This is a genomic window from Streptomyces sp. NPDC029296 (genome assembly GCF_055569255.1).
On record NZ_JBVHXT010000088.1, the window covers coordinates 1 to 12576 of the forward strand.

Genomic DNA, 12576 nt, shown 5'->3' on the forward strand with positions numbered 1-12576 from the left:
CTCCTTGCTATCTTGCTCGCTCCCCCTCCCCCCGTCGTGCTTCGTGTGATACCCCCCCCCCCCCCCCCCCCCCCCCCCCCCCCCGGGCGACTGTCGCCAAAGCGCCCCGGAATTGTCCGTGATCCGTAACAGACGGATCCCGTGATCGTTTCCCGCCGTCCTGCCAGGTGCACGGAAACCGATCGGCACAACGGACACACCAGGGGGCGGGGCGGACATGGCACGGCACGGCGGACGGGGTTGGTACGGCCGGGTGATCGCGGCGGCGGTCGGGGTGACGGCGGTGGCCGCCGTCACCTCGGTGTGGACGGCGCAGGCCGGGCAGAGCGGCGGCGGACCGGCCGCGCCGGAGGCCTCCGCCCGGCAGGCCGCGCCGAAGGCGGCACCCGTGTCCCCGTCCATAGTCCACGCCTCCGACGGGGGCGCGCACGCGGTCAACATCACCATCGACGACGGCCCGGACCCGGTCTGGACCCCGCAGGTGCTCCGGCTGCTGCGGGACAACGGCGTGAAGGCGACCTTCTGCATGGTCGGTCCCCAGGCGGAGGCCCACCCCGACCTGGTGCGCCAGGTGGTGGCCGCCGGTCACCGGCTGTGCGACCACACGGTGGCGCACGACACGGCCATGGACCACAAGTCCGAGTCCTACCAGGCGCGGCAGATCGTCGACGCGGAGCGGCAGATCACCAAGGCGTCGGGCGGGGTGCGGCCGATGTACTACCGGGCCCCGGGCGGCGCCTTCACCCCGTACAGCCGCAAGCTGGCGGCCTCGCACGGGATGCGGCCCCTGGGCTGGAACGTCGACTCCAAGGACTTCGAGCGGCCGGGCGGCGAGGCGATCATCGCGACCGTCAAGGGCCAGCTGGCCAACGGCCCCACGATCCTCTTCCACGACGCGGGCGGCGACCGCTCGCAGACGGTCGTGGCGCTGCGCGCCCTGCTGCCGTGGCTGAAGGAGCAGGGGTACTCCTTCGGTTTCCCGGTGCGCTGACGTACCGTTCGGGAGCTTTGTCCGCTTGGGCGTTGCACGGTGTGCGTCGGGTGGTCACAGAGTGGTGGAGACCTCTTGTGGGCGTGTGAACGCAGCCTTTAGCCTCCGAGGCGTTGTGCACAGCGAAACCAGCATTGCGCATGTTGCAACGCCTCATCGGAGGAGCAGTACATGAAGCTGTCCGTCCGTCTCGCCGGGTTCACCGCGCTCGCCGCCGTCCTGGCCACCGCCTGCGCTCCCCAGACTTCCGGCACCTCCTCCTCCGGCAAGGACGAGAAGACCGGCACCCTGCGCGTCTGGCTTTTCCAGGAGGTCGACAACCAGCCCAAGCAGCGCGTCGTCGACGCGGTCCTCGCCGATTTCGAGAAGGCGCACCGGGGCACCGACGTCACCGTCGAGTACATCCCGGTCGAGACCCGGGCCCAGCGGGTCAAGGCCGCCTTCAACGACCCGAAGTCCGCGCCGGATGTCATCGAATACGGCAACACCGACACCGCCGGGTACGTGAAGGACGGCGGACTCGCCGACGTCACCCGGGAGTTCGACGCCTGGAACGAGTCCCGGGACACCGACCCCACGGCCCGGCGCTCGGTCACCGTGGACGGCAAGGTCTACGGGGCGCCGTACTTCGTCGGGATCCGGGCGCTGTACTACCGCACCGACGTCTTCCGCGAACTCGGGCTGCGCGTACCGGGAACGCAGGCCGAGCTGATCGCCACCGCGAAGCGGGTCCGCGCCGCGCGCCCCGATCTGTACGGCCTCGCCGTCGGGGGTGCCTACACCTACGGCGCGCTGCCGTTCCTCTGGGCCAACGGCGGTGACCTGGCCACCGAGAAGAGCGGTGCGTACGCCTCCGCGGTCGCCGGCCCCGCCGCCCGCAAGGGCATCGAGGCGTACACCTCCCTCTTCGGCGACGACAACTGCCCCGCCGCCAAGTGCGCGAGCATGACGGGCAACGACACGGTGACCGCGTTCGCCGCGGGCAAGGCCGCCATGGCGATCGGCGGGGACTTCAGCCACGCCGCCGTGGACGCCGGGAAGGCCAAGGGGAAGTACGCGGTGGTTCCGCTGCCCGGCGTGAAGTCCGGCTCGATCGCTCCGGCCTTCGCGGGCGGCAACAACATCGGTGTGCTGAAGAGCACCTCGCACCGCACGCTCGCCGTGGACCTGATGAAGCGGCTCGCCTCGAAGAGGACGCAGGGGCGGCTCTTCGACGCGATGGGCTTCCTGCCGACCTTCACGGACGTACGCGAACAGGCCGCCGCCAGGGAGCCGTTCGTGAAGCCGTTCGTCGACACGCTCGCCGCCGGCACCAGGTTCGTGCCGGTCACACCCGCCTGGGCGCAGATCGACTCCTCGCTGGTGCTGCCGACCATGTTCCAGGAGATCGTCAGCGGCCGGAAGGACGTGGCGGACGCCTCGGCGGACGCGGCGAAGAAGATGGACGACGCGTTCGGGTCCGCGGGATGAGGCGGACGACGCACGCGGCACCCGTGCCGGAAGGCGGCGCCGCGGTGGCCGCCGCCCGGCACGGCCGTACGCCGGCCACGGGGCGGGGCCGGACCGGCGCGGGGAAGGCTCCCACGCCCCCGAAGCGGCACCGGGGACCGCGCCCGCGCGGCGGCTGGACCCCCTGGCTCTATCTCGCGCCCGCCCTCGTCGTCCTCGGCGGACTGCTGGTCTACCCCGTCTACCAGCTCGGGCTGATCTCGTTCCTGGAGTACACCCAGGCCCAGGTCAGCGGCGGCGAACCGACCCGCTTCCGGGGCCTGGGCAACTACACCGACCTGTTCGCCGACGACCAGTTCGGGCAGGTGCTGCTGGCCACGGTCGGCTTCGCGGCGGCCTGTGTGATCGGCACCCTGGCGGTGGGCTGCGCGCTCGCCGTCCTGCTCACCCGGGTCCGCGCGGTCCCCCGGCTCGCCCTGCTGCTGGCCGCGCTCGGGGCGTGGGCGACACCGACGATCACCGGCTCCACGGTCTGGCTGTTCCTCTTCGACCCCGACTTCGGACCGGTCAACCGCCTCCTCGGGCTCGGCGACTTCTCCTGGACGTACGGCCGCTACAGCGCGTTCCTGCTGGTGCTGCTCGAAGTGGTGTGGTGCTCCTTCCCGTTCGTGATGATCACCGTCTACGCCGGCATCCGCGCCGTACCCGGCGAGGTGCTGGAGGCCGCCGCCCTGGACGGCGCCTCGCAGTGGCGGATCTGGCGCTCGGTGCTGGCGCCGATGCTGCGGCCGATCCTGGGCATCGTCACCGTCCAGTCGGTGATCTGGGACTTCAAGGTGTTCACCCAGATCTACGTGATGACGGGCGGCGGCGGCATCGCCGGGCAGAACCTGGTCCTGAACGTCTACGCCTACCAGAAGGCGTTCGCGTCCTCGCAGTACAGCCTCGGATCGGCGATCGGTGTCGTGATGCTGCTGCTCCTGCTGGCCGTCACACTCGGGTATCTGCGGCTGCTGCGGCGCCAGGGGGAGGAACTGTGACTCTTCCACGACTTCGGGTGCGGCGCCCCTGGCGGCTGGCCGCCGAGGCGAGCGCGCTCCTCGTCGCCGCGGTCGTCGCCTTCCCCCTGTACTGGATGGTGCTCGGCGCCCTCAGACCGGCCGGGGAGATCGAGTCCACCGAGCCGCGGCCCTGGACGTCCTCCCCCACGCTGGACTCCTTCCGGCGCGTGTTCCAACAGCACGACTTCGGCCGGTACTTCCTCAACAGCCTCCTCGTCGCGGGGAGTGTCGTCCTCGCCTCCGCGCTGATCGCGTTCCTCGCCGCGACCGCCGTGACGCGTTTCCGGTTCCGCTTCCGGACCACCCTGCTGATCATGTTCCTGGTGGCCCAGATGGTGCCGGTGGAGGCGCTGACCATCCCGCTGTTCTTCCTGATGCGGGACTTCGGCCTGCTGAACACGCTGGGTTCGCTGATCCTGCCGCACATCGCCTTCTCGCTGCCGTTCGCGGTGTGGATGCTGCGGGGGTTCGTGCGGGCGGTCCCGGAGTCCCTGGAGGAGGCCGCGTACCTCGACGGCGCGAGCCGCGCGCGGTTCCTGTGGCGGATCCTGCTCCCGCTCGTCCTGCCGGGCCTGGTGGCCACGAGCGTGTTCTCCTTCATCTCCGCCTGGAACGACTTCCTGTTCGCCAAGTCCTTCATCATCAGCGACACTTCGCAGTCGACCCTGCCGATGGCGCTCCTGGTCTTCTACAAGCCCGACGACCCGGACTGGGGCGGTGTCATGGCGGCGTCCACGGTGATGACGATCCCGGTCCTGGTCTTCTTCGTGCTGGTCCAGCGGCGGCTGGTGTCGGGCCTGGGCGGGGCCGTGAAGGACTGACCGGCGCCCGCCGGCCGCCGGCCGCCGGTAAAAGCGCTGGCCACACCGTCATCCGCGCTGGTGGGATGGGGTGATGCGAGACGATGACATGGCGGTCGTGGACCGGGGTGCCTACCCGGACGCGGTGACTCCGTGGGAGCGGGAGTCGTGGCGGGCCGCGGTACTGGACTGGGTGGGCGGGCACCTCGCCGAGCGGGGACTCGGCGTGGACGGCACGCTCCGGGTGCGGCTGCGGCCCTGGTCGGTGCTCGTCCGGGTGCCCGTCACCGGGCAGCGGACCGTCTGGTTCAAGGCGAATCCGCCGGGCGCCGCGTTCGAGGGCCCGCTGACCGCCGCCCTGGCCCGCTGGGTGCCAGGCCACGTGCTCGAGCCCCTGGCCGTCGACGCCGGTCGCGGCTGGTCGCTGCTCCCGGACGGGGGGCAGCTGTTCCGGACCGTGCTCGACCGCGAGCCGGTCGATCCGCGCGAGTGGGAGTCGCTGCTGGGCCAGTACGCGGGCATGCAGCACAAGTTGGCGGCGCGTGCGGCCGAGATGGAGCGGCTGGGGGTGCCCTCCGCGCGGACCCGGGACCTGCCCGGGGTGTTCGACCGGCTGCTCGACGCGAATCCCGTGCTGGGCCCGGAGGACCGCGCCCGGCTGACGGCCCTGCGGCCCCGGCTCGCCGACTGGTGCGCCGAACTGGCCGCCGCGGGCATCCCGGACACACTCGACCACGCCGATCTGCACGACGGCCAGCTGCTCCGGCCGGCGCCGGGCCGGTTCACCTTCTTCGACTGGGGGGACGCCGCCGTCACCCACCCGTTCTGCAGCCTGCGCGTCCCCGCCGAGCGGGCCCGCGACCGGTACGGGCCCGGGGTGCTGCCCCGGCTGCTCGACGCCTATCTGGAGCCGTGGACGGGCAACGGCCGCACGACGGTGCGGCTGCGGCGCGCGGCGCACCTCGCCTGGCGGCTGGCCGCCCTGGGCCGGGCCGCCTCGTGGGGCCGCATGTTCCCCGCCGCCCCCGGTGCCGCGCCGGGAGCGGCGGAGAGCGCCGAGTGGCTGTGCGAGCTTCTGGCCGAGCCGCCCTTCGGGGACTGAACGGCCGCCGGTCAGGGCAGCGGGGTGCCGCCGGTCGCGTTGAGGATCTCGCCGGTGATGTAACTCGCCTGCGGCGAGGCGAGATAGACGTAGGCGGGGGCCAGCTCGGCGGGCTGGGCCGGGCGGCCGAGCGGGCTCTGCTTGCCGAACTCGGCGGTGTCGGGCATGGTCGCGGGGATCAGCGGGGTCCACACCGGGCCCGGCGCGACCGCGTTGACCCGGATGCCGCGCTCGGCGACCATCTGGGCCATCCCCTGGGTGAACGTGACGATGGCCCCCTTGGTCATCGCGTAGTCCAGCAGGGGCGGGCTGGGCTGGTACGCCTGCACGGACGTGGTGTTGATGACACAGCCGCCGGCCGGGATGTGCGGCAGGGCGAACTTGGTCAGCCAGAACATGCCGTACAGGTTCGTCCGCATCACCCGGTCGAACTGCTCGGTGCTGATCGCCTCGATGCCGTCCGGCTGGGCCATCTGGTAGGCGGCGTTGTTGACGAGGACGTCGATGCGGCCGAACTCGTCGACCGCCCGCGCGATCAGGGAGCGGCAGTTGTCCTCGTCCCTGATGTCGCAGGACACGGCGACCGCCTTGCGGCCCGCGTCCTCGACCAGCCGGGCGGTCTCGCGCGCCTCGTCCGCCTCCTCGGCGAGGTGGGTGAAGAGGACGTCGGCGCCCTCGCGGGCGAAGGCGAGCGCCACCGCCCGCCCGATCCCGGAGTCCCCTCCCGTGATCACGGCCGCGCGGCCGTCGAGCCGGCCGGCGCCCCGGTACGACTCCTCGCCGTGGTCGGGCGGAGGGTCCATGGGGCCGGTCCAGCCCGGGTGGGGCTGTTCCTGGGAGGGGAAGTCGGGGCGGGGGTGCCGGGTGACCGGATCGGTCCGGTCACCGTGCTGGTCCGTCACTGTGGCCTCCTGTGTCTCTCGCGGACGGGACAGGCGGCCGGGTTCCCGTTTCGCGGCGGGTTAAAAGGCTTTTCCGCCGGTCAGACGCCCTGAGCGTCCGGGCCGGCGGCGCGCAGGGCGTCCCGGCGGGCGAGGTTGTAGAGGCGCAGCAGGTGCTTGGCCACGGCGCAGGGCGCGGCATCGGCACGGCACTGACGGCACGTGTTCATGTGCTGTTCGTAGGTGAAGCGCGCGTTTTCCAACGCGTCATTGACAGATGACATGGACTTCTCCGGGCAGGGCGCGTCCTCGGACGGCGCCTAGTTGACTGACTGGTACACCCGGAACTAGGTGATCATGTTACTGGCGGTACTGGGAAACTCGTACAGCCGACGCCCGTCGCGCGGTCCTTTCACCCGGCCGGGACCGAAGCCGATGTCCCGCTTCGTCGTTGTCCCCGGTGATCCGGTACCGCACGGCAGGCAACCACGTGAAGGACAGCACCATGGCTCCCGCTCCCCTGTGCATCGGTGTCGTCGTTCCCCTGACCGGGCGGCTGGCCCCGCTCGGAGCCCCGCTCTCCTACGTCCTGCGCGCCTTGGCGCCGAGCCTCGCGCACGTCCGCAACGGCGGCCGGCGCCACGAGGTGGCCCTGGCCGTGCGGGACAGCCGCTCCGAGCCCGGGGCCGCCCGGCAGGCGGTGCGGGACCTGGCGGACGAGGACGGTGCCCAGGTCGTGCTGACCATGGCCGGGACCCGGGTGCTGCCCGCCGTCGCCGACGCCTGCGAGGAGGCGGGGGTGCCGTGTGTGTCGGCCGCGTTCCCCTGGCAGGCGTATGTGCGGGCCCGGGGTGCCGATCCCGCGCACCGGTTCCGGTGGACGTACCACTTCGCCTGGGGCCTGGACGACATCGCCCGGGTCTTCGCCGGGATGTGGGAGCGGATCACGCCCCGGGCCGCCGTCGGCTGCCTGTGGAACGACGACCTCCAGGGCCGGCTGCTGCGGGACGAGCGGTACGGATTCCGGCCGGCGCTGTCCGGACGCGGCCACACGCTGACCGACCTCGGCGCCTACCACGAGCCGGCCACCGATCTGCGGGCCCAGGCCGACCGTCTGCGCGAGCACGGCGCCGACCTGGTCACCAGCGCGTCCACCGCCACCGACCTGGCCCTCTTCCACCGCCAGGTCCGCGAGGCGGGAGCGCGGCCCCGGCTGATCACCTGCTCACGCTGGCTGACCTACCCGCACACCCACACCAGCCCCGCCCCCGACGTGCACGCCGAGCTGGGTGACGCGCGGGTGGCCACGCTCGTCTACTGGAGCCCCGGCCACCCCCACCGCTCCAGCCTGGACGGCAGCACGTGCGCCGAGCTGGCCCGCGCCTTCGAGGAGGACACCGGCGCGTCCTGGCTCCAGCCGCTGGGGCTCGCGCACGCCCTGCTGGAGACCGCGCACCACGCCCTGGCCACGGCCGCCGACCCGGCCGACCGCGCCTCGGTCGCCGACGCCGTCGCCCGCACCCGCCTGGACACCATCGCGGGCCCGCTGGACTGGACGTCCGGTCCCACCCCGAACGTCGCACTGCTGCCCCTGGCCGGCGGCCAGTGGCACCCCGGGCCGGCCGGCCCCCGCCTGGCCGTGGTGGACAACACGGGCCACCCGGAGGTCCCGCTGACCGGGGACCTGGTCCCGGCCCGCTGAGCGAACGCGGCGGTCCTGCCCCGCGCCCGGCGTGGACGGGGCCGGGGCCGCCGCCCGGGCAGGCGGACTCCGCCGCCTGCCGCCCCCCGGCGCGGCTACCGGCTCTCCCGCAGGGCCCGCGCGTGGTTCAGGAAGGCCGTCAGTCCCACCTCGAAGGCGCGGTCGGCGCGGCCGTCGCCCGTCGCCGCGAGGGCCTCCGCCAGGCGCGGGGTGGGGGCGCCGTCCGCCAGTTCCCACATGGCCTCGGGGGCGGCCAGGTCGAGGGCCGAGCCCAGCACCAGGTTCTCCAGGGCGGCGATCAGCGGCATGATCGCGGCCGGGTCGAAGCCGGCCTCGAGCAGGAGGCCCACCGCCCGTTCGTACTGGGCGAGGACCCGGGGCGCGCGGACGGGCGAGGTCATGAGCAGCGGGATCACCCGGGGGTGGGCGGCGAACGCGGCCCGGTAGGAGCGCGCCCACGCCTCCATGGCCGCGTCCCACGGGGTCAGGTCCAGGGTGGCCGGGTCGATGGCGGCGCAGACGCGTTCGCGCAGCAGCTCCACTATGCCGTCGCGGCCGTCCACGTGGTGGTACACCGAGCCGGTCTGCACGCCGAGCCCGCGGGCGATCCGCGGCACGGTGAAGTCACCGGTCTCGTCGATGAGCCGGAGCGCGGTGGCGGTGATGCGCTCGCGGTCGAGGAGCGGTGTGCGCGGCCGTCCCATGGTCAGCGTTCCCCCTGAGGTCTTCCCGGATGCCCAACGGCAGGTTACATTGCGGAAACCGAAAGCCTTTAGGTTTACGGCTCCGGGCGCCCGCCATCCCGTCGTGCTCCCGTGAGACGCCGACGCGGACGGCCCACCCCGGCCGCGCCCGCCGGCGCCCGCGAACCCGGCTGCCCCACCACCGGGATCCCCTCCCCTCCGCTGCCAGAAGGGCCTCCCGCATGTCCGTGAGCACCACCGAACTCCCGGAGGAGGACGCGCCGTCCGACGCGCCCGGCCTCCGGTCCGGCACCCTCGGCACGGCCGACATCGCCTTCTTCGTCGTCTCCGCCGCCGCGCCGCTGACCGTGATGGCCGGGGTCGCCCCGCTCGCCATCCTGCTGGGCGGCGTCGGCGCGCCCGTCGGCTATCTGCTGGCCGGGCTGACCCTCGCCGTCTTCGCCGTCGGCTTCACCACCATGAGCCGCCACGTCACCAGTGGCGGCGCGTTCTACGCGTACATCACCCGGGGTCTCGGCCGTCCGGCCGGGATCGGCGCCGCCCTGCTCGCCCTGGTCGGATACAACGGGATGGAGATCGGCGTCTACGGACTGCTCGCCAGCACCACCCGCGACACCCTGCACGCCCTGTTCGGCACCGACGTGCCCTGGCTGCCGGTCTCCCTGGCCGGCCTCGTCCTGATCGGCTACGGCGGCTACCGCTCGATCGACTTCGGCGCCAAGGTCCTCGGGGTGCTGCTGGTCGCCGAGACCGGGATACTCGTGCTGCTCGCGGGCGGGGTGCTGGTGCGGGGCGGCGCGCACGGCCTCTCCCTGTCCTCGCTCGCCCCGGCCCATGTGTTCGTGCCGGGCACGGCGGCCGTGCTCGCCTTCGCGTTCGCCGCGTTCACCGGCTTCGAGTCGACCGTCATCTACCGCCGCGAGGCCCGCGACCCCGCGCGCACGGTCCCGCGCGCCACCTACGCGGCCGTGGGCTTCCTCGGCCTGTTCTACGCGTTCGTCGTGTGGATCGCCGTCCAGGCGTTCGGGGACGACCGGGTCGTCCAGGCCGCGGGGCAGGACCCGGCCGGCCTCTTCTTCACCGCGATCACCACCTATGTGGGCGGCTGGGCGGCCGGCCTGATGCACGTCTTCATCGTCACCAGCGTCATCGCCTCGCTGCTCGCCTTCCACAACGCCATCAACCGCTACGCGCTCGCCCTGGCCGAGGAGGGCGTGCTGCCCCGCCGGCTCGGCCGCGTCCATCCCCGGCACCGCTCCCCCTGCCTCGCGGGCCTGGCGCAGACCGCCCTCGGCGCCGTGGTCGTCCTCGCGTTCTGGGCCGCCGGCGCCGACCCGTACCAGCAGCTCCTGCTGTGGGTGAACACCCCGGGAATGATCGGCCTGCTGCTGCTCCAGCTGCTGGCCGCGGCCGCCGTGTTCCGCTACTTCCGGCGGGTACGGCACACCGAGGGCCGGGTGCGCACGGTGGTGGCGCCGGTCCTCGCCGCCGTCCTGCTGGCGGCCGCGATCGTGCTGGTGGTCACCCACATCGACCTGTTCACCTCCGCGCCCCGGGCCGTGAACGTCGTGCTCGTCGCCGCGGCGCCCGTCGTCTTCGCCCTCGGCCTGCCGCTGGCGTGGTGGCTGCGCCGCAACCGTCCGGACGTGTACGCCACGTTCGGCACCGAACCCTCCGAATGACCCTCTTCAGTATGGGAGTTCCCGGCATGCCCGCTGCCGATCTCGTCCTCACCGGTGCCCGGATCCGCACCCTCGACCCGGCCCGGCCCACCGCCACGGCCGTCGCCCTGCGCGACGGGCTGATCGCCGCCGTGGGGACGGCGGACGACGTCCGGGACTGGCGCGGCCCCGGCACCGAGGTCGTCGACCTGCACGGCGCGCACGTGGTGCCGGGCCTGACCGACGCGCACAGCCACCCGGTGTGGGGCCTCGACATGGCGGCCGGCACCGATCTGTCCGGCGTGACGGACCTGGCCGGACTGCGCGCGGCACTCGCCCGTGCCGAGCGGACCGAGGGCTGGGTGATCGGCTACGGACTGGACCACAACGCGTTCCAGGGCCGCCCGGTCCACCACGAACTGGTGGCGGACGTGCTGGGCGGCACCCCGGCCTTCCTGCGCCTCTACGACGGCCATTCCGCCCTCGCCAACGGCCCCGCGCTGGCCGCCGCCGAGGTGGCCGGACCGCGCGCCTTCGACCAGCGTGCCCAGGTGGTGTGCGACGCCTCGGGCCGGCCCACCGGGCATCTGGTCGAGCACGCGGCGATGGACCTGGTGGCCGATGTCGTCCCCCGGCCCTCGTACGGTGAACGGCGGGCGCGGCTGCTGGAGTTGCTGTCCGCCATGGCCGCGACCGGGCTGACCGGCGCCCATGTGATGGACGGCGGGGACCTGGAGCTGGTGGACGCGGTGGCCCGGGAGACGGTGCTGCCGGTGCGGCTGCGGTTCGCGCCGTGGTGCATGCCGGGCGCCGACGCGGAGGCCCTGCGGGAGCTGATCGCGGCACAGGGGCGGGGCGGGCGGCACTGGGTGGTCGGCGGGGTCAAGTTCTTCATGGACGGCACCGTGGAGGGCGGCACGGCCTGGCTGGAGCATCCCGACTGCCACGGCCAGGGCACCGACGCGTTCTGGCCGGACCCGCACGCCTACGCCGAGGCCGTCCGCACCCTGCACGCGGCCGGGGTGCGCACCGCCACGCACGCCATCGGGGACGCGGCCGTACGGCACGTCCTGGACACGGTGGCCTCGCTGGGGCCGGGCGGACACGGTGCGCACCGGATCGAGCACATCGAGACCGCGCCCGACGAACTGCTGCCCCGGTTCGCCGAGCTGGGGGTCGCGGCCTCGCTGCAGCCGCCGCACACCGGTTACACCCGTGACGACGGCACCGACGAGTGGTCGCGCCGGCTGGGCGGCGACCGGGCCGCCCGCGCCTGGCGGCTGCGCGACCTGCGGGAGGCCGGGGCCACGGTCGCCCTCGGCTCGGACTGGCCGATCGCGCATTACGACGTGCGGGCGGTGCTGGCGACGGCCCGCCGCCCCAAGGGCGCCGCGGCGCACCGGCCGGGGCTCACCGCGGCGCAGGCGCTGGAGGGCTGCACCAGCCATGCGGCGGCGGCCGCCGGGGAGTCCGCCGTCGCCGGCCGGATCGCGCCCGGCCTGCGCGCCGACCTGACCGCGCTGGCCGTCGACCCGGTGCACGCGCCCGGCGACGAACTCACCGATGCCCCGGTGGTGTTGACGGTGACCGGTGGGCGGGTGACCCACCGGGGGCCGGTGGGTCCGAGCCGGTAGGATCGCCGTACGGCATCGCGTGTCGGTCACCGTCCGGGTGAGGCATGGAGGTGCCCGTGAGATTGCCCTCGGAGGCATTCCACCCATGTCAGTCGAGTTGAACCACACCATCGTCCACGCCCGGGACAACCGGGAGTCCGCCGAGTTCCTGGCCCACGTCCTGGGCCTGGAGGTCGGCACCGAGTGGGGACCGTTCGTCCCCGTCGGCACCGCCAACGGAGTCACCCTGGACTTCGCCGCGATCCCGCCGGAGTCGATCGTCACGCAGCACTACGCCTTCCTCGTCTCCGAGGAGGAGTTCGACGCGGCCTTCGCCCGCATCCGGGCGGCCGGGATCACCTACTGGGCGGATCCGCACGGCAGGCTGCCGGGCGAGATCAACCGGCACGACGGCGGCCGGGGCGTGTACTTCAAGGACCCCGCCGGACACGGCCTGGAGATCATCACGCGCCCGTACGGCAGCCCCGCGTAGCCGGCGCGTCCCGAGGCGGGGGGGGGGGCCAGTACCGGGCCCCCCGCGGGACGACCGGGGGGTGGGAGAACTTGCCCCTTTTGACCCAGAAACCCCCCCCCAAAAGGAAAGAAGACCTC

The 12576-nt window shown here is 73.4% G+C and carries 12 protein-coding genes; 9 read left to right on the forward strand and 3 right to left on the reverse strand.

The features are described from left to right. Window positions 1-217: 217 nt before the first annotated feature. From ACZ4W9_RS39895 to ACZ4W9_RS39915, 5 genes are all read left to right on the forward strand, one after another. Window positions 218-991, forward strand: coding sequence for a polysaccharide deacetylase family protein (locus tag ACZ4W9_RS39895; RefSeq protein ID WP_467944146.1), 774 nt, complete (start codon window positions 218-220; stop codon window positions 989-991). A gap of 171 nt (window positions 992-1162) precedes the next feature. Next, the gene (locus ACZ4W9_RS39900; RefSeq protein ID WP_467944147.1) at window positions 1163-2461 is read left to right on the forward strand and encodes an extracellular solute-binding protein; all 1299 of its coding nucleotides are present in this window, start codon (window positions 1163-1165) and stop codon (window positions 2459-2461) included. Beyond that, on the forward strand, window positions 2458-3480 hold the full coding sequence (locus ACZ4W9_RS39905; RefSeq protein WP_467944148.1) for a carbohydrate ABC transporter permease: 1023 nt from the start codon (window positions 2458-2460) through the stop codon (window positions 3478-3480). Before ACZ4W9_RS39900 ends, ACZ4W9_RS39905 begins: the two co-directional genes overlap by 4 nt. Beyond that, window positions 3477-4322: a carbohydrate ABC transporter permease gene (locus tag ACZ4W9_RS39910; protein WP_467944149.1), complete on the forward strand. Its 846-nt coding sequence runs from the start codon at window positions 3477-3479 to the stop codon at window positions 4320-4322. The genes ACZ4W9_RS39905 and ACZ4W9_RS39910 overlap by 4 nt, the downstream gene beginning before the upstream one ends. A 73-nt stretch (window positions 4323-4395) precedes the next feature. Next, window positions 4396-5403: a phosphotransferase gene (locus tag ACZ4W9_RS39915; RefSeq protein ID WP_467944150.1), complete on the forward strand. Its 1008-nt coding sequence runs from the start codon at window positions 4396-4398 to the stop codon at window positions 5401-5403. Window positions 5404-5414: 11 nt separating this feature from the next. Here ACZ4W9_RS39915 and ACZ4W9_RS39920 read toward each other — a convergent pair whose 3' ends face one another. Next, on the reverse strand, window positions 5415-6305 hold the full coding sequence (locus tag ACZ4W9_RS39920) for an SDR family oxidoreductase (protein WP_467944151.1): 891 nt from the start codon (window positions 6303-6305) through the stop codon (window positions 5415-5417). Window positions 6306-6385: 80 nt separating this feature from the next. Further along, the gene (locus tag ACZ4W9_RS39925) at window positions 6386-6514 is read right to left on the reverse strand and encodes a hypothetical protein (protein WP_467944152.1); all 129 of its coding nucleotides are present in this window, start codon (window positions 6512-6514) and stop codon (window positions 6386-6388) included. A gap of 275 nt (window positions 6515-6789) precedes the next feature. Between ACZ4W9_RS39925 and ACZ4W9_RS39930 the strand changes: the two genes are divergently transcribed. Next, on the forward strand, window positions 6790-7986 hold the full coding sequence (locus tag ACZ4W9_RS39930) for an ABC transporter substrate-binding protein (protein ID WP_467944153.1): 1197 nt from the start codon (window positions 6790-6792) through the stop codon (window positions 7984-7986). 95 nt (window positions 7987-8081) lie between these two features. On the opposite strand, the gene ACZ4W9_RS39935 is transcribed toward ACZ4W9_RS39930, so the two are convergent. After that, entirely contained in the window at window positions 8082-8690 is a 609-nt protein-coding gene (locus ACZ4W9_RS39935) for a TetR/AcrR family transcriptional regulator (RefSeq protein ID WP_467944154.1), read from the reverse strand. A gap of 221 nt (window positions 8691-8911) precedes the next feature. On the opposite strand from ACZ4W9_RS39935, the gene ACZ4W9_RS39940 reads away from it, so the two are divergent. From ACZ4W9_RS39940 to ACZ4W9_RS39950, 3 genes are all read left to right on the forward strand, one after another. Beyond that, on the forward strand, window positions 8912-10372 hold the full coding sequence (locus ACZ4W9_RS39940; protein ID WP_467944155.1) for an APC family permease: 1461 nt from the start codon (window positions 8912-8914) through the stop codon (window positions 10370-10372). A gap of 26 nt (window positions 10373-10398) precedes the next feature. After that, window positions 10399-11985 carry an amidohydrolase gene (locus ACZ4W9_RS39945; RefSeq protein ID WP_467944156.1) on the forward strand — a complete coding sequence of 529 codons (1587 nt, stop codon included), beginning with the start codon at window positions 10399-10401 and terminating at the stop codon, window positions 11983-11985. Between the two features lie 85 nt (window positions 11986-12070). Beyond that, window positions 12071-12457, forward strand: a complete 387-nt coding sequence (locus tag ACZ4W9_RS39950) for a VOC family protein (protein WP_467944157.1) — start codon at window positions 12071-12073, stop codon at window positions 12455-12457. Window positions 12458-12576: the final 119 nt, after the last annotated feature.

What these genes read in the sequence shown, in the direction of transcription:
- ACZ4W9_RS39895 (WP_467944146.1), top strand. Translation starts at nt 218, where the DNA reads ATGGCACGGCACGGCGGACGGGGTTGGTACGGCCGGGTGATCGCGGCG.
- ACZ4W9_RS39900 (WP_467944147.1), top strand. Translation starts at nt 1,163, where the DNA reads ATGAAGCTGTCCGTCCGTCTCGCCGGGTTCACCGCGCTCGCCGCCGTC.
- ACZ4W9_RS39905 (WP_467944148.1), top strand. Translation starts at nt 2,458, where the DNA reads ATGAGGCGGACGACGCACGCGGCACCCGTGCCGGAAGGCGGCGCCGCG.
- ACZ4W9_RS39915 (WP_467944150.1), top strand. Translation starts at nt 4,396, where the DNA reads ATGCGAGACGATGACATGGCGGTCGTGGACCGGGGTGCCTACCCGGAC.
- ACZ4W9_RS39925 (WP_467944152.1), bottom strand. Translation starts at nt 6,514, where the DNA reads ATGAACACGTGCCGTCAGTGCCGTGCCGATGCCGCGCCCTGCGCCGTG.
- ACZ4W9_RS39930 (WP_467944153.1), top strand. Translation starts at nt 6,790, where the DNA reads ATGGCTCCCGCTCCCCTGTGCATCGGTGTCGTCGTTCCCCTGACCGGG.
- ACZ4W9_RS39935 (WP_467944154.1), bottom strand. Translation starts at nt 8,690, where the DNA reads ATGGGACGGCCGCGCACACCGCTCCTCGACCGCGAGCGCATCACCGCC.
- ACZ4W9_RS39940 (WP_467944155.1), top strand. Translation starts at nt 8,912, where the DNA reads ATGTCCGTGAGCACCACCGAACTCCCGGAGGAGGACGCGCCGTCCGAC.
- ACZ4W9_RS39945 (WP_467944156.1), top strand. Translation starts at nt 10,399, where the DNA reads ATGCCCGCTGCCGATCTCGTCCTCACCGGTGCCCGGATCCGCACCCTC.
- ACZ4W9_RS39950 (WP_467944157.1), top strand. Translation starts at nt 12,071, where the DNA reads ATGTCAGTCGAGTTGAACCACACCATCGTCCACGCCCGGGACAACCGG.